The organism is Novosphingobium sp. KA1, assembly GCF_017309955.1.
In the GTDB taxonomy this organism is placed as follows: domain Bacteria; phylum Pseudomonadota; class Alphaproteobacteria; order Sphingomonadales; family Sphingomonadaceae; genus Novosphingobium.
The window spans coordinates 266364-293251 of record NZ_CP021247.1; the positions used below are offsets into that span (position 1 = coordinate 266364).

26 protein-coding genes and 1 tRNA gene are annotated in these 26888 nt (G+C 65.2%); 9 read left to right on the forward strand and 18 right to left on the reverse strand.

Going from position 1 to position 26888, the window contains the following annotated elements; translation table 11 throughout:
- Positions 1-27 precede the first annotated feature (27 nt).
- The 4 genes from CA833_RS01385 to CA833_RS01400 form a co-directional block, all read right to left on the reverse strand.
- Positions 28-2175: a methyl-accepting chemotaxis protein gene (locus tag CA833_RS01385; RefSeq protein WP_207079900.1), complete on the reverse strand. Its 2148-nt coding sequence runs from the start codon at positions 2173-2175 to the stop codon at positions 28-30.
- Positions 2176-2199: 24 nt separating this feature from the next.
- Positions 2200-2919: a TorF family putative porin gene (locus CA833_RS01390; protein ID WP_207078984.1), complete on the reverse strand. Its 720-nt coding sequence runs from the start codon at positions 2917-2919 to the stop codon at positions 2200-2202.
- A 258-nt stretch (positions 2920-3177) separates the two neighbouring features.
- Positions 3178-3567 (reverse strand): hypothetical protein, encoded by a 390-nt coding sequence (locus CA833_RS01395; protein WP_142632657.1) that lies wholly within the window; start codon positions 3565-3567, stop codon positions 3178-3180.
- A gap of 93 nt (positions 3568-3660) precedes the next feature.
- Positions 3661-4449 (reverse strand): hypothetical protein, encoded by a 789-nt coding sequence (locus CA833_RS01400; protein WP_185928699.1) that lies wholly within the window; start codon positions 4447-4449, stop codon positions 3661-3663.
- A 657-nt stretch (positions 4450-5106) separates the two neighbouring features.
- Between CA833_RS01400 and CA833_RS01405 the strand changes: the two genes are divergently transcribed.
- Entirely contained in the window at positions 5107-5343 is a 237-nt protein-coding gene (locus tag CA833_RS01405; protein WP_142632653.1) for a response regulator transcription factor, read from the forward strand.
- Between the two features lie 510 nt (positions 5344-5853).
- On the opposite strand, the gene CA833_RS01410 is transcribed toward CA833_RS01405, so the two are convergent.
- The 4 genes from CA833_RS01410 to CA833_RS01425 form a co-directional block, all read right to left on the reverse strand.
- A tRNA-Lys gene (locus CA833_RS01410) sits at positions 5854-5929 on the reverse strand.
- Between the two features lie 38 nt (positions 5930-5967).
- Positions 5968-6477 carry a 2-amino-4-hydroxy-6-hydroxymethyldihydropteridine diphosphokinase gene (folK, locus tag CA833_RS01415; RefSeq protein WP_207078985.1) on the reverse strand — a complete coding sequence of 170 codons (510 nt, stop codon included), beginning with the start codon at positions 6475-6477 and terminating at the stop codon, positions 5968-5970.
- A gap of 39 nt (positions 6478-6516) precedes the next feature.
- Positions 6517-7380, reverse strand: a complete 864-nt coding sequence (gene aguB / locus CA833_RS01420; protein ID WP_142632649.1) for an N-carbamoylputrescine amidase — start codon at positions 7378-7380, stop codon at positions 6517-6519.
- Positions 7381-7413: 33 nt separating this feature from the next.
- A complete protein-coding gene (locus tag CA833_RS01425) occupies positions 7414-8274 on the reverse strand; it encodes a class I SAM-dependent methyltransferase (protein WP_207078986.1) in 861 nt (286 codons plus the stop codon).
- A 136-nt stretch (positions 8275-8410) separates the two neighbouring features.
- On the opposite strand from CA833_RS01425, the gene msrA reads away from it, so the two are divergent.
- The 3 genes from msrA (at position 8411) to CA833_RS01440 (ending at position 11200) form a co-directional block, all read left to right on the forward strand.
- Positions 8411-8956, forward strand: coding sequence for a peptide-methionine (S)-S-oxide reductase MsrA (msrA, locus tag CA833_RS01430; RefSeq protein WP_142632647.1), 546 nt, complete (start codon positions 8411-8413; stop codon positions 8954-8956).
- A 168-nt stretch (positions 8957-9124) separates the two neighbouring features.
- On the forward strand, positions 9125-10192 hold the full coding sequence (locus CA833_RS01435) for a choice-of-anchor A family protein (protein ID WP_142632646.1): 1068 nt from the start codon (positions 9125-9127) through the stop codon (positions 10190-10192).
- 117 nt (positions 10193-10309) lie between these two features.
- Positions 10310-11200: a hypothetical protein gene (locus CA833_RS01440; protein ID WP_207078987.1), complete on the forward strand. Its 891-nt coding sequence runs from the start codon at positions 10310-10312 to the stop codon at positions 11198-11200.
- 604 nt (positions 11201-11804) lie between these two features.
- On the opposite strand, the gene CA833_RS01445 is transcribed toward CA833_RS01440, so the two are convergent.
- The gene (locus CA833_RS01445) at positions 11805-13049 is read right to left on the reverse strand and encodes an RsmB/NOP family class I SAM-dependent RNA methyltransferase (RefSeq protein WP_142632644.1); all 1245 of its coding nucleotides are present in this window, start codon (positions 13047-13049) and stop codon (positions 11805-11807) included.
- A 55-nt stretch (positions 13050-13104) separates the two neighbouring features.
- On the opposite strand from CA833_RS01445, the gene CA833_RS01450 reads away from it, so the two are divergent.
- Positions 13105-13287, forward strand: a complete 183-nt coding sequence (locus tag CA833_RS01450; protein ID WP_242526212.1) for a DUF1674 domain-containing protein — start codon at positions 13105-13107, stop codon at positions 13285-13287.
- Positions 13288-13306: 19 nt separating this feature from the next.
- Here the strand turns inward: CA833_RS01450 and CA833_RS01455 are convergent, their stop codons facing one another.
- Positions 13307-14212, reverse strand: a complete 906-nt coding sequence (locus tag CA833_RS01455; RefSeq protein ID WP_207078988.1) for a LysR family transcriptional regulator — start codon at positions 14210-14212, stop codon at positions 13307-13309.
- A 103-nt stretch (positions 14213-14315) separates the two neighbouring features.
- Here CA833_RS01455 and CA833_RS01460 point away from each other — a divergent pair, with 103 nt between their 5' ends.
- Complete coding sequence (locus CA833_RS01460) at positions 14316-14744, forward strand: DoxX family protein (RefSeq protein ID WP_207078989.1); 429 nt, start codon at positions 14316-14318, stop codon at positions 14742-14744.
- Between the two features lie 28 nt (positions 14745-14772).
- Positions 14773-15561 carry a class III extradiol ring-cleavage dioxygenase gene (locus CA833_RS01465; RefSeq protein WP_207078990.1) on the forward strand — a complete coding sequence of 263 codons (789 nt, stop codon included), beginning with the start codon at positions 14773-14775 and terminating at the stop codon, positions 15559-15561.
- A 221-nt stretch (positions 15562-15782) separates the two neighbouring features.
- On the opposite strand, the gene CA833_RS01470 is transcribed toward CA833_RS01465, so the two are convergent.
- Positions 15783-16307, reverse strand: coding sequence for a murein L,D-transpeptidase family protein (locus CA833_RS01470; RefSeq protein WP_242526213.1), 525 nt, complete (start codon positions 16305-16307; stop codon positions 15783-15785).
- A 67-nt stretch (positions 16308-16374) separates the two neighbouring features.
- Positions 16375-17664, reverse strand: a complete 1290-nt coding sequence (locus CA833_RS01475; RefSeq protein ID WP_142632639.1) for an adenylosuccinate synthase — start codon at positions 17662-17664, stop codon at positions 16375-16377.
- A gap of 245 nt (positions 17665-17909) precedes the next feature.
- Here CA833_RS01475 and CA833_RS01480 point away from each other — a divergent pair, with 245 nt between their 5' ends.
- Positions 17910-18770, forward strand: coding sequence for an alpha/beta hydrolase (locus CA833_RS01480; protein ID WP_207079901.1), 861 nt, complete (start codon positions 17910-17912; stop codon positions 18768-18770).
- A gap of 16 nt (positions 18771-18786) precedes the next feature.
- On the opposite strand, the gene CA833_RS01485 is transcribed toward CA833_RS01480, so the two are convergent.
- The 4 genes from CA833_RS01485 to CA833_RS01500 form a co-directional block, all read right to left on the reverse strand.
- A complete protein-coding gene (locus CA833_RS01485) occupies positions 18787-19911 on the reverse strand; it encodes an ATP phosphoribosyltransferase regulatory subunit (RefSeq protein WP_142632638.1) in 1125 nt (374 codons plus the stop codon).
- 242 nt (positions 19912-20153) lie between these two features.
- Positions 20154-20900, reverse strand: coding sequence for a sulfotransferase family 2 domain-containing protein (locus CA833_RS01490; RefSeq protein WP_242526214.1), 747 nt, complete (start codon positions 20898-20900; stop codon positions 20154-20156).
- Between the two features lie 135 nt (positions 20901-21035).
- A complete protein-coding gene (gene serA, locus CA833_RS01495) occupies positions 21036-22622 on the reverse strand; it encodes a phosphoglycerate dehydrogenase (RefSeq protein WP_207078991.1) in 1587 nt (528 codons plus the stop codon).
- A gap of 140 nt (positions 22623-22762) precedes the next feature.
- Positions 22763-23896, reverse strand: coding sequence for a phosphoserine transaminase (locus CA833_RS01500; protein ID WP_142632635.1), 1134 nt, complete (start codon positions 23894-23896; stop codon positions 22763-22765).
- 280 nt (positions 23897-24176) lie between these two features.
- On the opposite strand from CA833_RS01500, the gene CA833_RS01505 reads away from it, so the two are divergent.
- On the forward strand, positions 24177-24848 hold the full coding sequence (locus CA833_RS01505; protein WP_207078992.1) for an extensin family protein: 672 nt from the start codon (positions 24177-24179) through the stop codon (positions 24846-24848).
- A 47-nt stretch (positions 24849-24895) separates the two neighbouring features.
- Here CA833_RS01505 and hppD read toward each other — a convergent pair whose 3' ends face one another.
- Both hppD and phhA read right to left on the reverse strand, forming a co-directional pair.
- Complete coding sequence (hppD, locus tag CA833_RS01510; RefSeq protein ID WP_142632633.1) at positions 24896-26008, reverse strand: 4-hydroxyphenylpyruvate dioxygenase; 1113 nt, start codon at positions 26006-26008, stop codon at positions 24896-24898.
- Positions 26005-26862: a phenylalanine 4-monooxygenase gene (gene phhA / locus CA833_RS01515; protein WP_207078993.1), complete on the reverse strand. Its 858-nt coding sequence runs from the start codon at positions 26860-26862 to the stop codon at positions 26005-26007. Before phhA ends, hppD begins: the two co-directional genes overlap by 4 nt.
- Positions 26863-26888: the final 26 nt, after the last annotated feature.

A 26888-nucleotide genomic window follows, 5' to 3' on the forward strand; every position in this document is an offset into this window, starting at 1 on the left:
TTTACCCAAACGCTGGCTCGGCGCCCGTCAGGCCACGTAGGCCAGCCGGGTCGGGCCACGCATCTCGCCGGTATCGAAACGCGCCGCCTGATCGTTGAGCGAGCCCGCCTCGGTCGTCAGGTTGCGGGCGGCGGCGGAGGTCTCCTCCACCATCGCCGCGTTCTGCTGGGTCGAGTGATCCATGGTCGAGACCGCCACGCTGATCTGGCTGATCGCGGTGGACTGCGCCTGGTTGTCCTCGGCCATCTGGCCGAGCAGCTTGTGCACTTCGCCGACACCGCCCGAGATATGCTCGAAGGCACCATCGACGCGCTGCACCGCATCGACCGCAGTGACGATGTCGGTCTGCGTCACGGTAAGCTGGTCACGCGCACGCTTGGCCTCTTCCTCGGCCCGCATGGCGAGCGCCGAGACGAGATCGGCCACCACCGCAAAGCCGCGACCGGCATCGCCGGCGCGGCCCGCCTCGACCGCGGCATTCATGGCGAGAACGCGGGTCTGGAAGGCGATCTTGTCGACCCCCTCGATCACCTGGTCGATACCCTTGGCGCTCTGGCTGACACGGTCCATCGCTGCGACGGCCTCCCCGGCGACGGAACGGCCGCTGGTGACGGTCGAAAGGGCCTCGTCGGCGCGGCTGACGGTCTGCGCGGAAGCCGTGGCCGAGGCCTTGAGGCGCTGGTCGATCTGCACCAGCGCCGCCGAGGTCTCTTCCAGGCTGGCGGCATTGGCTTCGGTACGGCGCGCCAGGTCTTCGGAGGCCTGCGCGATTTCCATCGAGCCCGAACGGATGCCCCCGGCGCTGAGCGCGACGGCACCGATCATCCGGCGCAATTCGCCGAGCGCGGCGTTGAAGTTGGCCTTGAGCGCGGCATAACCGGCCGGGAACGCCGCCGTGATCTCGGCAGTCAGATCGCCCCGCGTCAGCGCGTCGAGCCCGGCGCCGATGGCGGTGGTGACGATCTTCTGCTCTTCGGCAGCGCGGTGGTCGGCCTCGGCGCGGTCGGCGGCAGCCTGGCGGAACACGTCGGCAGCACGCGCCATCGTGCCGATCTCGTCCTGACGGTCGAGTTCGGGGATCGCGCAGTTCTCACCGCCGGCGAGGCGGTCGACCGCATCGCTCAGCCGCGCCATCGGACGGCCGATGATGCCGCCGGCGGCAAAGAACAGGCTGGCAAGCACGGCGGCCACGATGACCAGGCCGCCCAGCACAAGTTGCCAGGCGATCGTGCGCGCCGGAGCGGCCACGGTCGCCTCGGGAACGTCGAGCACCAGCGCCCAGGTGGTGTTGAGGTTGTCGAGATGGATCGGACGGACCACGCGGCGGGTCGGCACGCCGGCAACGTCGAGGTTCGGCAGGACCCGGGTCTCACCCGATGCCAGCGCCGCCTTCACTTCGTCGAGCCCCGCGCCTTCATAGGCCTTGCCCAGCAAGGCGGCATCGGGGTTCGACACCCACATCGCCGAGGACGACAGCAGCATGACCCGGCCCGTGCCGAATGGCTTCAGCGCACCGAGACGCTCCGCGATCGAGCCCAGTTCCATGTCGACACCGGCAACGCCGATCACCTTGTCGCCCGAGCGCACCGGCTGGGTGATCGAGGTCATCAGCACCTGCTTGCCGTCGAGTTCATAAGCATAAGGATCGACGATGGCGCCCTTGCCGCTGTCGAAGGCGGCCTTGAAGTAGGGCTTTTCGTATGCCCCCTCCTCGTTGTTGGGCTGCTGGGTGAGAACGCCGTTGCTCTTCACCCAATAAGGAGTGAAGTTGCCGTTCGGCGACGAGCCGGGACGTCCGCCCTTGCCCGCGTCGGGACCGTCCCACTGATCGGGCACGATCATCACCCAGCTACCCAGAGCGGCCTTGGATTCGAGCAGGTCGGTCTTGAGAACCGCCAGCGCAGTGCCGCGATCGCGCGCGCCGGAAGCGTGCATCTTGCCGAGCGCCGAGGCCTCCGCCCGCGCGGTTGCCTCGAACGTGGCGATATCGGCCTTGACCTGATTGCCCTCGGCATCGGCCTGGGCGATCGCGGCATCGTCGGAAAGCTTGCCGACGGCGGTGCCGGTCTCGAACACGACGGCGGAGAAGCCGAGCACCAGCAGGACAGCGATCGCCAGGCCGGCAACCGTCATCAGCTTGCCCGCTATGTGCAGGCGGTTGAACAGGTCAGTCATCATGAAGCTCCAGCGGAAACGGGATCAGAATGCGGCGCTGAGGGACAGCAGCGCGGCGCCGTCGGCCTGCGCGCCGCGGCTGAGGTCGGTATCGATATAGGACAGGCCGAAAGTCAGCTTGCCGAGCGCGACGTCGGCGCCCAGCTGCCAGTAATAGTAGCCGCCGGACTTGGGGCTGATCGCGCCCTTGCTGCGGCCGCCATGGGCCTTGAGAGTGATCGGCGTGCCGGGAACCGGGACCGCCGTCTCGCCGTAAAGATAGAGATGATCGCCGCCGAGTGCGGCCTGGTCCCAGCTGTAGCCGCTGCCCAGCGTGGCGCGCAGCAGGCCAAAGTCATGAGTCAGCTTGGCGGTGGTCTCGAAGTACTCGATCTTCCCGCTGCCTTCCCCGCCAGGATAGCTGTAGTAGGCCAGCGCAACGTCAAGGCTGGTCCGCTTGGCGACGGAACCGGCCCAGCCGCCGTAGAAGTCGACCTCGGTCGGGCCGTAGCGGTCACCCATGCCGAGCGACGACGACCAGGTACCCAGGTAGGCCCCGCTCTTGTGCGAAAGGTTGATGGTGCCCTGCACGGCGGGATCCTTGCCGGTCAGCGATATGCCGCGAAAGCGGTAGTCACTGATCAGCGTGATACCGCCGGAAACGGTGATGGCCGGTACTTCCTCCTGGGCCTGCGCTTGAGATGGGGCGATTGCGGAAAATAGCATGGCAATCGGGGCGAACCCCGAAAGAACGGCAAGACGCATGAAAGTCCTCTTCCCGGGACGTTGACAGACCTTGCCATTATAGGATGGCTTCCCCCTCCCCGCGCCGAAGGCGGCGGAAACAGCCGCGGCAGCCGCTGCGAATGTGCGCACTACTTGTCCGCGCCGCCGATAGCCCGGGCCGATTTAGCCGCCAGCAAACGCGAAAAGTGCGGCGGACACGAATGTCCGCCGCACCCTTCGGGCCAACCGGGGTTACTGGATGGGCCCGGACAGGGAGCCGAAGCTCCCGTCTCGCGGTCAGGGGAGAACGAAGATCCAGCCGCCCAGCAGGCCGGTCGAAGCCGACGAGCCGCCCGAAGCGCCAGCCGTGTTGCCATTTTGCGAACCGGCAAAGCCCAGCGAGGTCGAGCTGCCCTGCTGACCGGTGGTCGAGGTCTGGTTGCTGGCGCTGCCGGTGTTGTTGCCGTTGATCACGGCAACACCCGAGCCGTTCGAATTGGCACCGGCAGTGGACTGCTGCGTGGTGGTGCCGAACAGCAGCGATCCGCTGCTGCCCACGCTCGATGCGCTGGCACCGCTGGTGGACGAGGAGGTGGCGCCGCCAACGGCGATACCAGCCTGGGCCGCCATGGCCGGGGAAACGAGAGCCATGCTGGCGACGACCGAAACAAGAGCCTTCTTCATCATGATCCTTCTCCATTCTCAGGGGGCGTAAAAAGAATGAGTTTCACAGTCCGCGCCCCACCATGGGACTGTAAAAAGGCGAAAACTTAGTGATTTTTACCGGGCGATCGCCACGTTCAGACGGGGATCGCCGGTGGCGTCCGCAGGCTGGCGCGATGCCGCCTCGGGCGTGGGATAGCCCGCCGGCGTCTGCACGGCGGCTTCCGGCACCGGCCCTGGCATGGCCTGTTCCGAGACGCCGCTGCCCATGAGGCCCAGCGCGGAACAAGCCTGCGCGGTGGACTTGTCGGGCTTGGGACCGGCGCTATCGGAGGTGCAGATCGACCAGATCATCATCGACATCAGCCGCCCTGCCAGTTCCGGCTGCCCCAGGTTGGAGGCATTGGCCGCAGCCATGCCGAACTTTTCGGCGCGGCGCAGCGATTGGCAGGACTTGTCGAAGACCGGACCCGATCCGCCGATGCTGATGCCGATCGGCGCCGCACTGGCACCGCCACTGGCCGTGCCGCCGCAATAGTCGCTGCTGAAGCTGCTCGATGCGGCCAGCGGCACGGCGTTGTTGGTGTAGACCTTCTGGGTGCGATGGTTGGTCGAATTGAACGTGACGGCAACCCCTTGCTGGTTCGTCGACGTCGCCGTCTGCCCCTGGATCTGCCCCTGCGTCTGGGAGTTGTTGGCTTCCTGACCCTGCGTCTGGTTCGAATTCGAGCCCGACGTGGAACCGGAAACGGCGTTCGATCCCGAGGAACTGGTCGAGGTCAGGTTCCCCTGCTCGTTAACCGGCGCATTGATGTTGGTCGGATTGCTCGACGACGTTGCCCCCGACGAAGATCCAGAGTTTGCTGCAGAATTACTTCCGCTTTCCGAAGTCGTCGTCTGAGCCATGACCTGCGGCGATACAGTTGCCGCAAGTACTATCGAGGCTGCAACAATGTGCGAGTGCATGTTCCTTTTCATGACCGTAACCCCTATTCCAAGCCCTCCCGGGCGGTGAAAAGAACTCACTTGATATCCACTGGACGCACTGATCCGCTCCGAAAAATTCGGAAAATCAGAGCCATCAAACGGCACAGAGAGTGTTCAAGGCACCGGGTGTCCGGGTCGCAAGGCACCGCCTACACCCCAACTGACAAGCACGAAACGCGCCCCACAGCATGGTGTATTAAGTGCGAATTTCCCCTGGCACGGAGTGTCCGAGCACATGAATATCCCGAGTGATTACATAACACTCCGAATATTCTATTTTTGGATTTGCCCTGTTTCTTGGCACAGCCCGAAACTGCGAGGCATAAGTTGTTCCCGAAAGCCCCCGATGTCAAATGGGTCAATTTAACAGCACAATACGCACCAATACCTAAGTATCATTCGGGCGCATCTCGATGTTATGAAATAGAAAACCCCCTGCCCCTGGCCAGGACAGTCCATTCACTGCGGTCAATGGTGGACAGTTTCAGGTTACACGTAAACGCCAATCAGCATACAAGGCACCATCGAGGGGAGTCGAAAATCGAGTCGCTTAGTTTTGTGTAGGGAGGGAGCGACATGGAATCCTTGTGGGATGATTGTGAACATCTAACTTCACGCGAAATCGAAGTACTCCAATTGGTTGCACGAGGTTTATCGGCGAAGGAAATCGCCATAGAGCTCGAAATCGCAGCCTGTACGGTTGCCCGGCACGTCGAAAACGTCCGACTGAAGACTCGAACGCGCAACCGCACCCACATGATCGCGCATCTGCTCTGCAAGGGCATGCTGCAAGTGGAACCGGAATACCTCTAGGCGCGCCCTATCTGGCGCCCAAATGACCAACCGATCGAACCAAAGCGCCTCTGGGCCGGCAGATTGTCCGCCCAGAGGCGCTATGGTTCGGGATGGCGGTCAATAGCGAGCCGCGCAGGGACTGCGCAAAAAACACATTGCTGCGCCAGGAAGGATCGGAACAGGGACTTGTTCCACTCCTTCCCTTCGTGCGCATGGTCCAAAAGGCCGCGCCTGCAGCTTCCGCCTTCGGGACTGTTCGGATTTGCCGATCTGACCGTACCGACGTCTGGTCATATTCGGTCAATAAAATGCTTCCCGACAATGATGAAGTCGCGCAACACGTCGGTTCTACTCCGACGTTTCGTCAATGGAAGTCGCACACGGAACAGTATCAGCCGGAGTGCTGAACATGGATTCGCAGCAACGCAGAATCCCGGCGGAGTTCAGCAAACGTTCCTGCGGAAAGGAGAATACGACAGGAAGCGCCCCGCGCTTCCCGCTCACCTCTGCCAAAACTGCTGGAAAAGGTGGTGAGCCCTGCTGGGTTCGAACCAGCGACCTACTGATTAAAAGTCAGTTGCTCTACCGACTGAGCTAAGGGCCCCCGTTGCCGGGCGCGGCCGTGAACGGCTGCGGAAGGGGTCACCTAGGGGTAGGGAGAGCCTTGGTCAAGCGGGCATGAAGCTGGTTTATCGTCAGACCCGTCAATGGATCGCGCCAGGTGCCCGCAATCCTGCGCGCGGGGCCCAGCACGAAGTCGCGCGAACGGAAGGCCGGATGGGGGATAACCAGACTCTGATCGCCCTCACCCGCCGCCCAGGGACCGCCGTTCCACAGCACGATATCGAGATCGAGCACCCGCGAGCCCCAAGCCGCTCCGCGGCGCCGACGACCGAACTTGTGCTCGACCTTCTGTAACTTGTGCAAAACCTCGTCAGGCTCGCGCCTGGTGCGGATCAGCGCCACGCCGTTGGCATAGCGGCGCCGGGACGGGCCGAGCGGCGCGCTGTCGATCACGGGAGAGGCGGTCAGCACCTCATACTTGCCATTATCCAGCGAATCCAGTGCAGCGGCGAGCACCTTGCGCGGGGCGCCATGGCGCGGATGACGCATGTTGGAGCCGAGCGCGATCAGATAGGTGTGTTTCGCCAAGGTACCCGGCTCCCCCGCGTGTTGTTCGGATGTGGCGGCTTAAATGTCCTGCGCGATACGCGTGTAGAGTTGCGGGCGCCGGTCACGGAAAAAGCCCATGCCGGCCCGGTGCCTGGCGGCGCGTGCAAGGTCCAGCGTGGAAACCAGCACGCCCGTTTCGTCCCGTCCGAACTCGGCGACGTAATCGCCCCATTCGTCGGTGATGAAGGAGTGGCCGTAGAAGGTCTGCTCCGTCCCGCATTCCGATTCGATGCCGATGCGGTTGGCGGCGATCACCGGCATGCAGTTCGATACCGAGTGGCCCACCATCGCCCGGCGCCACATGCGGCTGGTGTCCAGCGCGGCGTCATAGGGCTCCGAGCCGATGGCAGTGGGATAGAACAGCAGTTCCGCCCCCATCAGCGCCATGACGCGCGCACATTCCGGGTACCACTGGTCCCAGCACACACCGATGCCGACCTTGGTTCCGAGAACGTCCCACACCTTGAACCCGTCGTTTCCGGGGCGGAAGTAGTACTTCTCCTCGTAGCCGGGACCATCGGGGATGTGGCTCTTGCGATAGGTGCCGATGATCTCGCCATCAGTGCCGATCATCGCCAGCGTATTATAATAGTGGTGGCCGTCGCGCTCGAAGAAGCTGGTGGGGATCACCACCTTCAGCTTCGCCGCCAGCGCCTTCATCGCAATGACCGAGGGATGCTCGGCAGTCGGGCGGGCGATCGCGAAGAGTTCCTCTTCCTCGGTCTTGCAGAAGTAGGGACCGGAGAACAGTTCGGGCGGCAGCACGATCTGCGCGCCCTTGGCGGCGGCTTCCTCCACCAGCGCGGAGACGGCGGCGATGTTCTCGCCCTCGTCGGCGGAATTGAGCGCGAGCTGGAGCGCGGCAACGGTGATCTGGGTCATGCGGTAATCCAAATGAAGACGGGGCGCCCCCTATCAGCCCCGCTTGCGGAACAGAAGCGTCATCCGGTCGCTCTCGCCGATGGAGAGGTACTTGGCGCGGTCCTGGTCCTTCAGCGCCAGCGTGGGCGGCAGCGTCCAGACACCGCCCGGCCAGTCGGCGCTGTCCTTGGGATTGGCGCTGATCTCGGACTGGCCGACGAGGTCGAAGCCCTGCGCCTGCATGAACCTGATGACGTCCGCCTGCTTGAGATAGCCCTTCGATCCATCGGCGTAGGCATCGGGCGCATCGGCCTTGGCGCGGTGCTGTTCGATGCCGATCAGGCCGCCGGGCTTGAGCAGATCGCGCATCGCCGCGAATTCGCTCGCGGCGATGTTCCAGCGCAGCAGGTTGTGCAGCATGCGCGGCACGATGATGACGTCGAAGGTGCCCTTCTCACCCGCCGGGATCGCGCCGGTGGTATAGGCCGCAAAGCGATCCGCCGGCAGGCCGGTGAACTTCGCCACGTCGGCCGGGTATTCAGCAGCGTTCTTGCGAATGTTGGCCTGCGTCTCCGGCTTGAAAGCCGGACTGTCGGGATTGTAGTAGAGCCCCACCAGATGGCCCTGCCGGCCAAGGTAGAGCCCCAGCAGGCGCGAATACCACTCCCCGCCCGGCGCATATTCGCCGACCTTCATGGTGGGGCCGACACGGAAGAAGCTGAGCGTTTCCACCGGATGGCGATACTGGTCGCGGGCGCGGTCTGCCTCTCGCAACGGATTGGCGGCGGCGAGTTCCAGCAGCGCCTCGCAGCCCTTGCAGGCCTGCGCTTCGGTCTTTTCTTCCGTCGCAGTCGCGCAAATCGGTGCGGCGAGCACGCCGAGGAACGTCGAAAGGGCGATCAGGGCGCGGCGCATGGCGAGTCTCCGGTAACGAGGCTGTCGGTGCGGCGAAGGTAGTTGTCTCTCGCACAATAACAAGGCGCCCAATGACAACGCGTTCAAGCATACCTATCTAGCGGCCAAACTTCCCCTCATGAGGATCAAGCTACCAATGGAAACGGCAATCGTTGCAGGCGGGTGCTTCTGGTGCACCGAAGCGGTGTTCCGCGATGTCATCGGCGTGGACTCGGTCGAAAGCGGCTATATCGGCGGCACTGTCGCCAACCCCACCTACAAGCAGGTCTGCGAAGGCACCACCGGCCACGCCGAAGCGATCCGCGTGAACTACGATCCCTCGGTCCTGTCCTACGGCGACCTGCTCGACGTGTTCATGGGCACCCATGACCCGACGCAGCTCAACCGCCAGGGCAACGACGTCGGCACGCAGTACCGCTCCGCGATCTTTCCGCTGGACGATGCCCAGGCCGCCGAGGCCGAAGCGGCCGTTGCCCGTTCGAACGAGGACAACAGCGGCAAGGTCGTCACCACCATCGAAGGCTTTGCAGACGGCAAGCAGAACGAGGCATGGTATCCGGCCGAAGACTACCACCAGGAATACTGGGACGGCGAAGGCCAGCGTAACCCTTATTGCCTCGCGGTGATCCCGCCCAAGCTGATGAAGCTGCGCAAGAGCTTCCAGAACAAGGTCAAGGACTGAACGCCGCCCGGCGCGCAGGTTCCGGTCGTTCTTCCGGCCCTCGATCCGCGCGCAAACATTACCGGTCGCCATGTCTCATTTCGAGACATGGCGAAACCGCCATTTCCCAAAACGCCAAGTATAGATAGTGAATTCTATGAAGTAGTTTTTAACTTGGCGAATCCACCCATGACCCGTGTGCGCACCAAAATCGGCAAGTTCTCGCTGTCCGTCACTGTCGCTGCGCTGGCACTGACGGCCACGCCCGTACTGGCCTCCTCCGACATCGCCGGGATCGACGTTCTGAAGACCTGGAACCTCGTGGTGCTGGGCGATCTCACCTCCTCCTCGGAAGTGGAAGGACGCACGTTTGTCGGCGGCAATCTCGACGGCAATGCCTCGAACTACCAGATCACCGCCCTGCCCGCGTCCAGCACCGACACCCCGGGCCTGACCGTGGTGGGCGATGTCAACGGCGGCTACAAGAACCTCAACAACGGGTCTGGCGCGATCGTCGGCGGCAGCGTCAACAGCGGCCTCAACCTCAACGGCGCGGCGCAGACGGTGCTGGTGGGCGGCACGATCAGCAACACCAACGTCAACAACAACACCGTCACCTCGGGCCTTGCCGCCAGCGACCCGCAATTCGTGCAGGACCTCAACCAGCAGAAGAGCCTGATCACCACCTCGATGGAGAGCCTCAGCCACTCCATGAGCACGGAGACGGCAAACAGCCAGCTCTCGATCAGCGGCAATACCGGCACGTTCAACGCGCAGCCCGACGCGAGCGGCGTCGCCGTGTTCAACATCTCGGCGGCCGACCTCGACAAGATCGGCGAGATCAAGTTCAACCTGAACGGCGCGGATACCGCCATCGTCAATGTCTCGGGCAGCTCGATCAAGCTCGACGACAATTTCCTCGGCGGCACCAACAACCTCGGCGAACATGTCGTCTGGAACTTCTACGAAGCCGACGACCTGTCGCTCACCACGGCATGGGGCGGTTCGGTGCTGGCGCCCGGCGCGGCGGCAACGACCTCGAACTACATCCAGGGTTCGGCCGTGTTCGGCAGCCTCGTCCAGAACGGCGAGATGCACGTAGGCACCTATACCGGAGGCTACACCCCGCCGAGCGGCTCCAATCCGCCCTCGAGCTCGGGCGGCAGCACCGACGTGCCGGAACCGGGCATGATGACTCTCTTCGCGCTCGGCCTCGGTGCACTGCTGTTCTGGCGCCGCCGCAGCCGCACGGCCTGAAGGTCCGCTAGGAAACCACGGTTCGCGCATAAATATTTGCGCCAGCAGCGGCCGCCCGATTGCCTGGACGGCCGCTGTCGGTGCAATATTGGCAGGCCTCTTCCGGAGTCGCTGCCCGTGCGCGCAAGCCACGCTATTCTTTCGCTTATTCTGGCCGGACTGCCGGCATTTGCCGCCGCTGCGCCGCAGCCGCTCGGGCCGCTCCTGCAGGGCCCCGGCGGAGCTATCATCATCACCGGGTGCCCGCCCGGCAGCGATCACGACGAGACCTGCCGCGCCATCGCCGCCAGCGGCCCGGACGGGCCTGTAACCATGGGCAGCGGCTACATGCAGGTCTCGCTGCTGTGGTCGCAAACGGCCAGTTCGGGCGAACCGAACGCCCTTGTCCTGGGTGGCTACGGCGGTTCGGGCGGCAAGGCGGATCTCTACGCCGTGACGTTCGCGCCGCAGCTCGCCTATCGCCGGATCGGCGGGGAACGCTTCGACAGCGTCACCGTCAGCAAGGCCCCCGGCCCCTTGCATCTCAACCTTCCCTTCGACGTGGAGTTCTTCAACGGCGCCCCGCATGCCGGTGCCATCGTCGTGCCGCTGCCGGTGATCTGGACGGGCGACGACTTTGCGGTCGACCTTGCCCGGCTGACGAGCCGGACCTACTCGGCCAGCGAGTTCAACTTCCGCGTCCTTGCCGTCGGCGCGGAACTCGCGGCCTGGCAGGACAAGGCATACCCTGCAAGGCGCCTCTATCCGCCGGAAGCAGGCGGCGGTACGCCCGTCGCTGCCACGGCCCTCGTCGAGATGATGCTGACCGGCCACGCCGATCAGGCCCGTGACCTTCTGGACCGCAGCTGGCCCCGCGACCGGGAGCAGGCCGACAAGCCGGTAGAGGGCAAGACGGCGTTCTGGGCGGCACTGTGCAAGGCCGTCGTGCAGGAACCATCGTGGACGCGCTTCAGGCTCGATCGCCTGCCGCACGCGGACCTGATCGAACGGGCCGCAAAAGCCGCGTGACCAGCGCCTGGAGCAGTTTCCGCGCCACCCGGTGATCAGGCGGCGCGAACAACGCGTAAAAGCAAAATTTTAGAGCATTTTCTCGTCAGGGGACGTCACCTGCCCGGAGTCCATCAGCCAGTCCCGGCGCCAGACACCGTGCTTCTCGCGCCGGACCGCCATCCCGCACGAACTGCAATTGCCGACAAAATGGCCACCGTCCCACGTCACGTGTTTTCGGTCAGGCTCATGGCGGCCGAGCCGGCATTGCACAAACTGGGGTAAAAACCGCACCATCGCGACTGCTTCCTCAAAGAGAGCAGCAGCCCGCGCGGCATTTTATTGCAGCGCGGAACCAGCCATGCTCGCATCACCCTTGAGGCCAAGGATGCCTGAGACTTGCGAGTCGTTGCAATGCAAAACATACGTAGTTTACCGGAGGCACGGCACGCCTGCTCCGGCAGCGGTTAAAGGCATGGGACGGACCGTTTTTCCCGGCCCGCCCACATCCCCAAGCCGATCTTATACCAACCTGTGCTGAGCTTGCCTCATCGCAGGTCGGTAAGCCCGCGCGGCGCCAGAGCGTTCCAAGCTGCTGATCCGTCAGCATCACTGCTGCTTGGTATTACGCGCGGATCCAGCGCGCCACGAAGAAGCCGTCGAGACCGCCCGCATCCGCCAGCATGCCCGGATCGGTGCGCAACCAGCCTTCCGCCGTCGGCACGAGCCCCTCGGGAAGTTCCCCGGTCGTGACCGGCGCCGGGGTCAGCGCAACCCTGGAGGCCTGCTCCTCGCCTTCCTCCGGCTCCATCGAGCAGACCGCGTAGACCAGCGTGCCACCGGGCTTCAGCCAGCCTGCCGCGCGTTCGAGCATGGCTGACTGGATCTCCACCATCTCGCCGATCTGGCGTGCGGCGATGCGGTGCAGCACGTCGGGATGGCGGCGTGCGGTGCCGGTGGCCGTGCACGGCGCGTCGAGCAGGATCGCATCGAACTTCTCTTCCGGCGCCCACTTGAGCGCATCGGCCTGGACGATCTCGGCAGCAAGACCGGTGCGCTTGAGGTTGTCGCCCAGACGTTCGAGGCGGCGTTTCGACAAATCGAGCGCGGTAACCTGCCAACCGGCGGCAGCCAGTTGCAGCGTCTTGCCGCCGGGCGCAGCACAGAGATCGAGCACCTTGCGCCCCTCCCCAGCCCCCAGCAGGCGGGCGGGAAGGCTGGCGGCCAGATCCTGCACCCACCAGGCGCCATCGCGGAAACCCTCAAGATGCTCGACCGCCGTACCGCGCGACAGGCGGACATGGCCGGGCATGAGCGAGATGCCGCCCAGTCGCTCGGCCCACGCGGCCGTTTCCGCCGGATCGCGCAGCGCGAGATCGAGCGGCGGCGGCGCGGCCAGACCGCCAGCGATGTCGACCACACGCTCGCCCCACGCGGCGGACCAGCGCTCGATCGCGGCTTCGGGCAGCGTCGGCACGGCGGGCAGCACGGCTTCACGCCGGGTCACTGCCGAGAACACGCCGTGCGCAAGACGACGCGGGCCGCCCATGAGCAGCGGCAAGCCGGTGGCTATGACCGCGTGGGCCGGGGTTTCCAGACGCAGGACCTGCGCCAGCATGATCTCCAGCACGGCGCGGGCCTTGGCATCGTCGGCCAGCGGCAGGCGGGTGGCGGAATCGATCAGATCGTCAAGGTCGGCCCGCCAGCGCAGCACTTCGCCGGCAATGGCGCGGGCAAGCGCCCGGTCCGCGTCGCCGCTCACGCGGGCAAGCGCCGAACCGGCCGCCTGGTCGAGCGTTTCGCCACGCCGCAGCACGGCATCGATAAGGTTGAGCGCGGCACGGCGCGCCGGAAGGCCGGGAATATCCATCGCCGCCCCCTTATAGACGATTGCGTTTTGACGCCACCCACACCACATGGCTGCCATGACCGAACGCGCCACAAAACGTCCCGAAGGCTTCGCCAAGCCCGCCCACTGGACGAACGAGCCCGCGCCCCAGCCTTCTTCGCAGGACGCGGCGAAGCCGGATGAGGACGCCGATCCCGACGGCATTTCGCCCACCCGCTACGGCGACTGGGTCCGCAACGGGATTGCCGTGGATTTCTGAATAGACGCGCGCGCCGGGATCACCAGTCGCGCGCCATGGACGGCAGGCGCCTGACCAGGAAGTCGATCCATGCCCGTGTCTTGGCCGCAGGCCGGCGGGAACGATGGGTGACGGCATGGACGGCACCGAGGTCGATCAGTTCGGCGCCAAGGTCGAGTTCGACCAAGCGTCCATCGGCAATCGCCCGGTCCACGAAAAAACGCGGTCCGTAGACCAGCCCCATTCCCGCTATCGCCGCCTGCGCCAGGACCTGCCCGTTGTTGGCATGGAACGAGCCGCGCACCGCCACGGCCCGGCTGCCATCGGCACCAAACCCCCAGCGGGTCGTCCCCGCCTCCCCGCTCAGGGTATAACCCAGGCATTCATGCGCGGCGAGATCCTCGATCGATTGCGGCGTGCCGCGCCGCTCGAGATAGGCTGGCGATGCGCAGATGCACAGTCGCACCGGCGCGATCCGGCGGGCGACAAGGTTGCTGTCCGCCAGCTTGCCGATGCGCACTGCCACGTCCCAGCGTTCTTCCAGCAGGTCGACCACGCGGTCATTGAGGCCCAGTTCGATCGTCACCGCCGGATAGAGCGCATGAAACTCGGTGACGAGATCAACCAGATAGGCGCTGCCGAAAGCGGCCGGCCCCGAGACCCGCAGAAGCCCTTCCACCGAGGCGGAACGCGCCATCGTCTCGGCATCGGCTTCCTCCAGTTCGGCAAGCACCCGCTCGGCCCGGTCGAGATAGGCCGCCCCGGCCTCGGTCAGGGCCAGACGGCGCGTGGTGCGGTTCACCAGGGTCACGCCAAGGCGCTGTTCAAGCGCATTCAGGTGCTTGGCCGCCATCGCCGGAGACATCGACAATTCACGCGCAGCGGCGGAAAGGCCGCCCAGCCGGATCGCCCGCACAAATACCTCGATGCCCTTCAGACGGTCCATGCCATGCCCCTATTTGACACCACAGGTATAAATTCATTCAACGAATGGCAGTATTATCACCAATGAGGCAAAGGTCTAGATCGGCATGCGAAAGGAAGCCCCCATGACCTCACCTTCTTCCCCTGCCATTTCCGCCTCGACCGCCCCTTACGGCGCCTTTGTCCTGCGCGTCACCCTTGGCGTCACGTTCCTCGCGCACTTCGCGCTGAAGCTGTTTGTCTTCACTCCTGCCGGAACCGCCGCCTATTTCGGCAGCCTCGGCCTGCCGCCTGCGCTCGCCTATGTGACGATGGCCGCGGAATTCCTGGGCGGCCTGGCGCTCATCACCGGCTTCAAGGCCCGCGCCGTTGCCCTGGCACTGATCCCGCTGCTGGTCGGCACGATCGTCACCGTACACGGCGCCAACGGCTTCTTCTTCAACGCCCCCGGCGGCGGCTGGGAATACCCCGCTTTCTGGGCGATCGCTCTCCTTGTCCAGGCCCTGATCGGCGACGGTGCCTTTGCGCTCTCGCCCACGCTCCGCAAGGCCTGAACCACCGTCCCGCAAAGGATCCCGTCCCATGACCCGCCAACCCAGCTTCTACATTCCCCACGGCGGCGGCCCCTGCTTCTTCATGCCCGATCCGCAGGGCAACTGGACCTCGATGGCCGAGTTCCTGCGCTCGCTGCCCACCCGCCTGCCCGAGCCGCCCAAGGCCATCCTCGTGGTTTCGGGTCACTGGGAAACGCAGGGCTTCGCCTTCACCGGCGCCGAAACCCCCGCGCTGCTGTTCGACTATTACGGCTTCCCGCAGCACACCTACGAGCTGCGCTTCGACGCCCCCGGCGCTCCCGATCTGGCGAGCGAAGCGGCACGGCTGCTGCGCGAGGCAGGCTTCACCGCCGGTCTCGACAGCCAGCGCGGCTACGACCACGGCGTTTTTGTCCCGCTCAAGGTATCGTGGCCCGAGGCCGAGGTGCCGGTCGTCGAGATGTCGCTCGACCGTTCACTCGATCCGGCGCTGCACCTCGCCGCCGGCAAGGCGCTCGCGCCGCTGCGCGATCAGGGCGTGCTGATCGTGGGTTCGGGCATGAGCTTCCACAACATGCGCGGCTACGGCAATCCCGCATCCACCGCGCCCTCGCAGACGTTCGACGCCTGGCTCACCGCCGCCGCGACGAGCGATGCCGAAACCCGCGCCGCAGCGCTCACCGGGTGGGCCGAGGCTCCGGGCGGCCGCTTCTCGCACCCCCGCGAGGAACATCTCTTGCCACTGATGGTGGCCGCCGGGGCATCGGAAGAGGCAGGCGAGAAAGTCTACTCCGATCTCGTGCTAGGCACGGCGATCTCGGCCTTCCAGTTCAACTGAACCCAGGAGCGGGCAGGCTTGAACCTGCCCGCTTCTTTCAGTTCAGCAATTCGCAGCGGTTCCGCCCTCAGCGCTTGGCCGCATGGAGCGGGCCAGTCCCGGTCGCCTCCCCGCCCCGGCTCACTGGAAATCGAACAGCCTCCGTTGCTCCCCTTGAACATCCTAAAATTCGTGAAAACACCCAGAGCGATGACGGGAATTTCAGCCGATACCGAGATGGATCAGGGCAGGATCTCGATCGGCGTGCCATCGCCCACGGACTGCCAGAGCATCTCGATCTGAGCGTTGGATACCGCGATGCAGCCATCGGTCCAATCGCCCGCAGGACGGCGATCCGACCCGTTCGGCTGGCCATGGATCATGATCATCCCGCCCGGCGAACGCCCCTGCCCGGCCGCATAGTCGCGGTCCGCCGTATTGGGGTACGAGATGTGGAGCGAGAGGTGATAGGCACTGTCCGGGTTGCCCCAGTCGATCTGGTAGCGACCTTCGGGTGTGCGCTCATCGCCTTCGAAACGCTTGGGGCCAAGGGGCTGGTCACCCAGCTGGATATGCTCGATCACGCGGACCACGCGGCCGCCGGACCAGAGTTCCATGCGCCGCTCCGACTTGTCGACGCGGATCAGGTCGATCGGCGGAAGCGGTTCGGCCCGCACCGCCGATGCCCCCAGCAAAAGCAAAAGCGGCGCGAGAATGATCCCGCGCCGCTTTTCGACTTGCGCGAAGATGCCGAGGCATCCCCGCAAGGCAGCGCTCAAACGCCGCGCCGGCCGGGTCAGGGTTCGCCGGGTTTCCCACAACGAACCCACGGCATCAGTCCTGGAAAGGATCGCGAACGAGGATGGTATCCTCGCGCTCGGGGCTGGTCGAAACCAGGGCCACCGGGGTCTCGATCAGTTCCTGCACGCGCTGGATGTACTTGATCGCCTGCGCGGGCAGATCGGCCCAGGAACGGGCACCGGCAGTGGTGCCCTGCCAGCCGTCCATTTCCTCGTAGATCGGCTCGACCTTGGCCTGATCGGCGGCGTGGCTGGGGAAGTAGTCCAGCACCTTGCCGTTGAGGCGGTAGCCGGTGCAGATCTTCACCTTCTCGAAGCCGTCGAGAACGTCGAGCTTGGTCAGCGCAATGCCGGTCACGCCGGAGATTGCGCAGGACTGGCGGGTCAGCACCGCATCGAACCAGCCGCAGCGGCGCTTGCGGCCGGTGACGGTGCCGAATTCATGACCACGCTCGCCCAGACGCTGGCCGGTCTCGTCTTCCAGCTCGGTCGGGAACGGGCCCGAACCGACGCGGGTGGTGTAGGCCTTGACGATGCCGAGCACGAAGCCGGTGGCCGAGGGGCCAAGGCCCGAACCCGAAGCCGCCGTGCCCGAAACCGTGTTCGAGCTGGTGACGAAGGGATAAGTGCCGTGGTCGACGTCGAGCAGCACGCCCTGCGCGCCTTCGAACAGGATGCGGGCGCCGGCCTTGCGGACCTTGTTGAGGCGCTTCCACACCGGCTGGGCGAACTGGAGAACGAAAGGCGCGATCTCGCGCAGTTCGTTGATCAGTGCCTCGCGGTCAACCGGCGGCTGGTTGAAACCGGCTCGCAGCGCATCGTGGTGGGCGCAGAGACGGTCAAGCTGCGGCTCCAGCGCATCGAGGTGGGCGAGGTCGCAGACGCGGATGGCGCGGCGGCCGACCTTGTCTTCATAGGCCGGGCCGATGCCGCGGCCGGTGGTGCCGATCTTGCCCGAACCGGCCGCCGTCTCGCGCAGGCCGTCAAGGTCGCGGTGGAGCGGCAGGATCAGCGGGCAGTTGTCGGCAATCGCGAAGTTCTCGGGATTGATCTCGACGCCCTGGCCGCGCAGCTTCTCGACTTCCGACTTGAGGTGCCAGGGATCCAGCACCACGCCGTTGCCGACGATCGACAGCGTGCCGGTGACGATGCCCGAAGGCAGCAGGCTCAGCTTGTAGACCTGGTCGCCGACGACCAGCGTGTGGCCGGCATTGTGGCCACCCTGGAAACGGACAACGGCGTCGGCGCGGCTTGCCAGCCAGTCGACGATCTTGCCCTTGCCCTCATCGCCCCACTGGGCACCGATCACGGTTACGTTGGCCATGGATATACTCCTCCACCCTGCCACGGTGGATCCAATAACGCCCTTCGACAGGACTCGGCGATATGGATTTGTGGTGAGGCAATCGCGCCCCGGCTTTTCGTGGGCGCCCTAAGAGGAAGGCGGGGGCCTAGTCAAGCACTGCGTGGCGCGCGCGTGTACGGTCTTGATGTGGTGTGTTCATGACGGAACATTACAGTGCCGTTTCATCTCGCCGCGATTCAGGACCAACGGAGTTTGCGACCATGATGAAGCTGCCCCTGCCTTGCTTGTCCCTCTGCGCCGTGCTCCTGCTGACCACGGCGGCCACCGCGCCTGCCGGGCCGCAGGAAACCGGCATCAGCTACGGCACCGAGGCCCTGCAGACCCTCGATTTCTGGCCCGCCGCGACCAGCGGACCAGCCCCGCTGGTTCTCTTTGTCCATGGCGGCGGCTGGAAACGCGGCGACAAGGACAATGCCACCGGCCAATATAAAGTGGCGCACTACACCGGCGAGGGTTACGCCTTTGCCAGTCTCAACTATCGTCTCGTGCCGGACGCGACGGTGGAACAGCAGGCACAGGACATTGCCGATGGGCTCGCCGCGCTGCTCAAACGCGCCGATGCGCTGGGTATCGCGCGCGGAAAGGTCGTGCTGATGGGGCACAGCGCCGGCGCGCAACTGGTCGCACTGGTCGGCACCGATCCACAATATCTGCGCAAGGCCGGACTTTCCTATGCCGATGTCGCGGGCGTCATTCCCATCGACGGCGCCGCTTACGACGTGCCTTCGCAGATGACGGACGGTCCGCGCATCATGCAGCGCACCTACGCACAGGCCTTCGGCACCGAGCCTGCCCGCCAGCGCGCCCTCTCCCCCACCGATCAGGCGGCCGCCCCCAATGCGCCGGCCTTCCTGCTGCTCCATGTGCAGCGACCGGACGGCGTGCGCCAGGCAGAGGCCCTGGAAGCGGCGCTGCGCAAGGGCGGCACCCGGGTGGAGCGCAAGGGCTTTTCCGGCGAAGGGCTGCGCGGGCACATGGAGATCAACCGGGAACTGGGCAATCCGGCCTATCCGGCAACCGCCCCGGTCGATGCCTGGCTGAAGCAGGTGTTCGGGAAGGGTTGATCCCTTCCCGCCCCGATCACACCGCGACCGCCTCGCCGCCTTGCAGGATGTGCGAGCAGCCGAGCGCAATCGCATCGTCGCTTTCGGACAGCGCCGCCACCGTCACCCAGCCCACCGCACGCTGACGCGCGGCCAGCGCCGCATCGTGGCCCAGCGGCAGGAACAGGCGCTGCGGCGCTTCGGCCTTGGCGGCCAGCAGGTCCACCAGCAGGTCGGGATAGAGCGAGAAGCCGGTTGCCGATTCGGGATGGTGGCCGGTCTGGCCGAGAATGCGGTAGGTGCCGCCGCGGCCAAGGCTTCCGGCAATGCCCTCGGCATAGATCGTGAAGCCGAACCACGACTGGTACTCGAAACCATGACGTTCCGAAGGATCCAGCGTCAGGCGCGCCTTGCCGCCGACACGCGCGGCAATCTCGCGAAGACCGGCGATGCGGCCTGCCAGCGCGCCGCTGGCGTCGAACGCGGCAAGGCGCTCGATCGCGCTCTCGAACGGGCCGACGGCATAGAGCAGCGGCAGGTAGCCCTCGCCGCCCACATCGACCAGACCGCCCGCGTCCTTGGCGTCGAGCATCTGGCGCACCGCCTCGATCCGGCCAGCAGGCAGCGGCAGCGCTTCGGCCGAAAGCGTATCGACCAGATCGGGCAGCGTGAAATCGACCGAAATGCCGGTGGCCCCGGCAGCAGTGAGCGTCTCGATGGCGAGTTCGACGATCTCGGCAGCGGCGGCCACCGAATCGGTGCCGATCAGTTCGGCGCCAAGCTGCAGCCGCTCGCGGCGCGGGTCGAGGCCGTCCCCCTTGATGGTGCAGACCTGTCCCGAATAGGACAGACGCAGCGGACGCGGCACTTCGGCAAGGCCGGTGGCGGCGATGCGCGCGACTTGCGCGGTCATGTCCGAGCGTAGCGCCAGCATCCGCAAGGAAACCGGATCGACGAAACGGAACATGCGGCGCACCTGCACGCCCGCCATGCGGTGCGCGAGCGCCTTCTCGAATTCGATCAGCGGCGTCTCGACGCGCTCGTAGCCATGGCTGGCCAGCACGTCATGCGCGGCGCGGCGCACGGTTTGCGAGGCCCAGGCCTGCTGCTGAAGACGGTCGCCCAGTCCTTCGGGCAAGAGATCGCGGTCGTTATCCTGCATAGCGAGGGCGCCCTTAACCCGCCCGGCATCGAATGTCGAATGCGCTTAGAGTTCGATTGAAAAATGCCCGAGGGCATTTTTAGAGCGGCACCGGCCCACTCCCGTCCCGAAGAACACAAAAAGGTCCGGGGGACCTTTTTGCTGAGGGGGCCGACCACCCATCAGGATACACTCGTGGGAGGTCGGGTGGGGGAGTGGGCCGGTGCCGCAAAATCCGCCTGCGGCGGATTTTCAACCAAATATCAACCTGCACACGCCCACGCGAACAGATCGCAATCTGCCGCATAAAAATCACGCACGAATGCTTCCTGCCGCTCGCTCAGTCCGCAAGCCCGCCGCTTCGAGGTGTTCAGACGCGGAATGCCACCGAGGCGCTCCAGCCCCGGCATGTCGGCAATCTCGTCCAGCCGATCGTAGGGCACCAGCCGATCCACCGCCAGCGCGCCGTCCGGGCCTTGCAGATACCATGCCTGTGGGCGGAAAATGTGGTCGAGATGAAACGGCGAACGTGCCCGCTGCAGATGGGCGATCGCGCAATCGACATCGCGAAATGCCTCGTAGCGCCCCCGGAACGGCTCCGAGACGATGCGGTCGCGCGTGCCGCCGGTGCGGGCATAAGCAAAGGCCGAAAGGAAGCGCTCCACCGGATCGCGGACGACCGCGAAGCTCGGCAGGTCCAGCATGCCCGGCGCCACTTTGGCGTAGTAGCGCGCCGTCGCATGCTTGACCTGCGTGCCGTAGAGCATGTGCGACACCGATGTGCCCGCATTCTTGGGCACGTGAACGAACAGCACCCCGCGCTCGCGAATGCGCGAGAGCCGCTCCCGCCGCTTGGCATCGAGGCGCGGCGCGATGCCCCACCGGCACAGCCGCTCCGGCACATCGCTCACCAGCCGCACGCCGAACGCGTGGGCCACCAGCTTGTTCACTCCGGTCGTTCCGGTACTGCTTTGACGGACTTGTGGCATGGCTGTGACCATGCCGACCATATGTAGTGGGCAAATTGCGGCATGTTGCAGCTATGCGTCAGGCCGCACGGGAGGCACGGCAATCCCTCGAAAACGGAAAAGGGGCCGGCATCCGAAGACACCGGCCCCTTCCGTTGGGAGCTATAATCCGCCCGGTCAGATGAACTTGAGCGCCTTGACCGTCTTCACGCCCGGAAGCGCGGTGGCCGCCTTGAGGACGTCCTCCGGCACGGCGCTGTCGACCGAAAGCAGCAGCACGGCCTCGCCGCCGGCATCGCGGCGACCGAGGTTGAAGGTGCCGATGTTGATCGCGTTTTCGCCCAGCAGGGTGCCGATGCGGCCGATGAAGCCCGGCGCGTCCTCGTTGACGATGTACATCATGTCACCGGCGAGTTCCGCCTCGACCTTGATGCCGAACAGTTCGACCAGACGCGGTTCGCCGTTGTTGAACAGCGTGCCGGCCACCGAGCGCTCGCCCGCTTCGGTCTTCACCGAAACGCGGACCAGCGTGTGGTAATCGCCCTCGCGCTCGGTCTTCACTTCGCGCACTTCAAGGCCGCGCTCCTTGGCGAGGAACGGCGCGTTGACCATGTTCACGGTGTCCGACTGGACGCGCATGAAACCGGCCAGCACGGCGGCGGTGATCGGCTTCTGGTTCAGTTCGGCAGCCGCGCCCTCGACGTGGATCGAGATGCGGGGAACCGAATCGCGGGTCAGCTGGCCGACCATCGAACCCAGCATTTCAGCCAGCTTCATGTAGGGCTTCAGCTTCGGCGCTTCCTCGGCCGAGAGCGAGGGCATGTTGAGCGCGTTGGTGACGCCGCCGTTGACCAGGAAGTCGGCCAGCTGCTCGGCAACCTGAAGCGCCACGTTGACCTGCGCTTCGGTGGTCGATGCGCCCAGGTGCGGGGTGCAGATGAAGTTCGGCGTGCCGAACAGCGGCGAGTCCTTGGCGGGCTCGGTCTGGAACACGTCGAGCGCGGCACCGGCGACGTGGCCGTTGTCGAGCATGGTCTTCAGCGCGGCTTCGTCGATCAACCCGCCGCGGGCGCAGTTGACGATGCGCACGCCCTTCTTGGTCTTGGCCAGGTTCTCGGCCGAGAGGATGTTGCGGGTCTGGTCGGTCAGCGGCGTGTGCAGCGTGATGAAGTCCGCCTTTTCGAGCAGGGTGTCAAGATCGGCCTTCTCCACGCCCATTTCCACGGCGCGTTCCGGGGTGAGGAACGGGTCGAACGCAACGACCTTCATCTTCAGGCCGAGCGCGCGGCTGGCGACGATCGAGCCGATGTTGCCCGCGCCGATCAGGCCCAGCGTCTTGCCGGTGACTTCAACGCCCATGAAGCCGTTCTTCGGCCACAGGCCCTGCTGGGTCTGGGCGTTGGCTTCGGGGATCTGACGCGCGAGGGCGAAGATCATGGCGATGGCGTGTTCGGCGGTGGTGATCGAGTTGCCGAACGGCGTGTTCATCACCACGACGCCCTGGGCCGAAGCGGCCGGGATGTCGACGTTGTCGACGCCGATACCGGCGCGGCCGATCACTTTCAGGTTCTTCGCGGCGGCGAGCACTTCCTTGGTGACCTTGGTCGACGAACGGATCGCGAGGCCGTCATAATCGCCGATGCGGGCGATCAGCTGCTCGGGCGTTTCGCCGGTGATGACGTCTACGTCGCAGCCACGAATCTCGAAGATACGGGCGGCATTGGGGTCCATCTTGTCCGAAATGAGGACGCGGGGCTTGGTCATGATCTTGTTCCCTTATCGTCATCCCCGCGGATTGTGCGGGGGGCCGCTCGTCGAACGCAGCTCTGGCGCCGGGCGGAAGGAAGGAAAGCGGGGCCCCCGCCTATGCGGGGGCGACGCCATTTATGGTATTTCGGTCTGGTTCAGCCAGCCTTGACGGTGGCGTAGGCCCAGTCGAGCCACGGTCCCAGCGCCTCGATATCGGCGGTGTCGACAGTCGCGCCGCACCAGATGCGCAGGCCCGCAGGGGCATCGCGGTATCCGGCGACGTCGTAGGCCGCGCCTTCCTTTTCGAGCAGGGCCGCGAACTTCTTGATGAAGTCGGCATCGGCGCCCTCGACCGAGAGGCAGACCGAGGTCTTCGAACGGGTGCCGCTGTCGATTGCCAGATGGCTCAGCCAGTCACGCTCGGCGACGATCTTGTCCAGCGCGTGGGCATTGGCGTTCGAACGGGCCTTGAGCCCTTCGAGACCGCCGAGGCCCTTGGCCCATTCCAGAGCGAAGATCGCATCCTCGACGGCGAGCATCGAGGGGGTGTTGATGGTTTCGCCCTTGAACACGCCCTCTGCCAGCTTGCCCTTCGAGACAAGGCGGAACACCTTGGGAAGCGGCCATGCCGGGGTGTAGTTTTCCAGACGTTCGACCGCGCGGGGGCCCAGGATCAGCACGCCGTGGCCGCCCTCGCCGCCCAGAACCTTCTGCCAGGAGAAGGTGGCAACGTCGATCTTGGTCCAGTCGATGTCGTAAGCGAAGACCGCCGAAGTGGCGTCGGCGAAGGACAGGCCTTCACGGTCTGCCGGAATCCAGTTGGCGTCCGGAACGCGCACGCCCGAAGTGGTGCCGTTCCAGGTGAAGAGCACGTCGTCGGACCAGTCGATCTTGTCGAGATCGGGCAGCTGGCCGTAGTCGGCGCGGAACACGGTGGGTTCCAGCTTGAGCTGCTTGACGGCGTCGGTAACCCAGCCCTCACCGAAGCTTTCCCAGGCCAGCGCGGTCACGCCGCGGGCGCCGAGCATGGTCCACATGGCCATCTCGAAGGCGCCGGTGTCCGAACCGGGGACGATACCGATGCGATGGGTGTCGGGCAGCTGCAGAACTTCGCGCATCAGATCGATGCAATACGCAAGGCGCGTCTTGCCGATCTTGGCGCGGTGCGAGCGGCCGAGAGCTTCGGTGTTCAGCTTTTCGGGGGCATATCCGGGCGGCTTGGCGCAAGGACCGGACGAGAAGTGCGGACGCGCAGGCTTGCGCGCGGGGACGCTAATAATATCAGTCATTTCTGACTCTCCTTACAGAGAGCACGCGCGGCGTTGGGACCGCGTGGCCCGGAGCCGCGTCTAAAGACCCCCTGAAATTTGTCAAACGATTCTCCGCAGCGCTGCGACAGATCGTTGCGCCGCGCGGCCATAGCGTGGCGATTTTACACGAAAATCCGCCGGTTCCGCGCATCGCCTATAAGAGCAATAGCCGGTGGATAACTCGGACCGCCGGATTTCGAAGCCACCTACCGCAAGGCTAATCTGACGTTCACCAAAGGATCGGATGTTAGGCGGGACCATGAAAGCCCTCCCCAAACTGATACTTACGCTGCCACTGCTTGCCGCGATCGCCGGGTGCATCGGCGAGCCGGACAAACCGCAGCGCCGCCCTACGCAGGCCGCGCGGCCCGCCATAACCGTGCCCTCGCCCCAAGCACGCCAATGCATGGCGACACTCGGCAGCCAGCACGCGGTGTTCTCGCCCGTGGCGGATCGCTATTATGGCAGCGGCTGCTCGACGGTCGGCACGGTGAAGCTTTCCGCGCTCAATACCGATTCGTCGACCGTCAGCGTCACCAATCTTGGCCCGGTGACCTGCACGACGGCAACGCCCTTTGCGGCCTGGGCGCGCTTCGGCGTGGACCGCGCGGCGCAGCAGATCCTCGGCAGCCGGATCATCAGCATCGAGACCTACGGCAGCTACAATTGCCGCAACGTCGCCGGAACCGCCCGGCGCTCGGGCCATGCAACCGCCAACGCCATCGACGTATCCGGCTTCGTGCTGGCGGATGGCCGCCGCGTCTCGGTACTGGATGACTGGAACGGCGGCTCCCCCGCCGAACGCCGCTTCCTGCGCGTGGTCCACGAAAGCGCCTGCAAGCGCTTCGGCACGACACTGGGGCCGGACTACAACGCCGCCCATGCCAACCACTTCCATCTGGAAGCGGACGGCAAGAGCTTCTGCCGGTGACGGTGCGGGCGGACCTGCATGGGCCCGCCCGTCTCTCCCAAACTCGGTTACTCGGCGGGTTCTTCAATTTTCAGCACGCCGCGCCGGATCTGGTCGCGTTCCATGCTTTCGAACAGCGCCTTGAAGTTGCCGTTGCCGAAGCCATCGTCGCCCTTGCGCTGGATGAATTCGAAGAACACCGGCCCCACGCGCGCTTCGGCGAAGATCTGCAGCAGCAGGCGCGGCTGACCACCCTCGGTCGTGCCGTCGAGCAGGATGCCGCGCATCTTCAGTTCTTCGGCCGGCTCGCCGTGGCCGGGCAGACGCTCTTCCAGCATCTCGTAGTAGGTTTCCGGCGGCGCGGTCATGAACGGCACCCCGAGCGCCTTGAGCTTGTCCCAGGCGGCGACGAGATCGTTGCAGATCAGCGCGATATGCTGGATGCCCTCACCGTTGAAGGCGCGCAGGAATTCGTCGATCTGGCCCTTGCCGCCTTCCGCTTCCTCGTTGAGCGGGATGCGGATCTTGCCGTCCGGCGCGGTCAGCGCCCTGGAGGTGAGGCCGGTATATTCGCCCTTGATGTCGAAGAAGCGGATCTCGCGGAAGTTGAACAGCTTCTCGTAATAGTCCGCCCAATAGGCCATGCGGCCGCCGTAGACGTTGTGGGTCAGGTGATCGATCAGATCGAAGCCCGCGCCCACCGGGTGACGGTCCACGCCCGGCAGGTAGTCGAAGTCGATGTCGTAGATCGACAGGGCACCGTCGCCGTTCCGCTCATAGCGGTCGATCAGGTAGATGATCGAATTGCCGATGCCGCGAATGCCGGGAAGGTGCAGTTCCATCGGCCCGGTCGCCACTTGCACCGGCTCGGCCGAACGGGCGAGCAATTCGGCATAGGCCGCGCGCGCGTCCCTCACCCGGAAACCCATGCCGCAGGCCGAGGGGCCATGCTCGCGGCTGAAGAACCACGCGGGGCTGTGCGGCTCGTAATTGGTGATGAAGTTGATCCCGCCCTGACGCCACAGTTCCACGTCCTTGGAGCGGTGACGGGCGATCTTCGTGAAGCCCATCGCTTCGAACACGGGCTCCAGCACGCCCTTTTCGGGGGCGGAGAACTCGACGAATTCAAAGCCATCGAGGCCGATGGGGTTGTCGAAGAGGTCGGAAGTCGGCTCGGTCATGGGGTCGTTTCTCCGAAGGGGGCTTCACCGGACAGCAGCGCTCCGGCGGGGATCGGCGCCTCGGCGCGCCAGTTTTCGTAGACCGGGCCGAAATCGAGCCCGACAAGGCCCTCGATCAGCTGCGGCAGGCTTTCGAGGACAAAATAGGTCTTCTGGAAGGCATCGATCATGTAGCCGGTGCGCATCACCCGCTCGGCATCGAAAGGCAGGCGCAGCACGTCGCGATCTTCCAGGGAATAGCGGGTTTCGCCCGAGGACGAGATGATCCCCGCGCCAAACACACGCAAACCGCCATCCTCGCGCACGAGGCCGAATTCGATCGTGTACCAGTAGATCCGCGCCAGCATCGGCAGCGCGTCCATTGCCATCGCCCGTTCTCCGGCCTTGCCGTAAAGCTCGAGGAAATCGGCGATCGTGGGATCGAGCAACATCGGCACATGGCCGAAGAAGTCGTGAAACACGTCCGGCTCGACCAGATAGTCCAGTTCGTGTTCCTCGCGCAGCCAGCGCGTCACCGGAAAGCGGCGATGCGCAAGGTGATCGAAAAACACCGCGTCGGGAATGAACCCGGGCACCCCCACCAGCGTCCAGCCCGTCGCCGCTTCGAGGATCGCATTGGCATCCTCGAAGCGGGGAATGCCCTCGGCGCAGTCGAGCCGCTTCAAGCCCTCACGGAAAGCCGCGCAGGCGTGAGTCTCGACCAGTGCCGATTGCCGCGCATAGAGGCGGCGCCAGCGATCGTGCATCTCAGGGGTATAGGCATGCCAGTGCTGGCCGACGGTATAGTCGTCGCCCGCGCCTTCATACTCTCCCCGAAGGCCGCTCGTGGTTGTCTGGGTGGACGGCGTCTTCATGTGGACGAAGGATAGCACGACCGGCA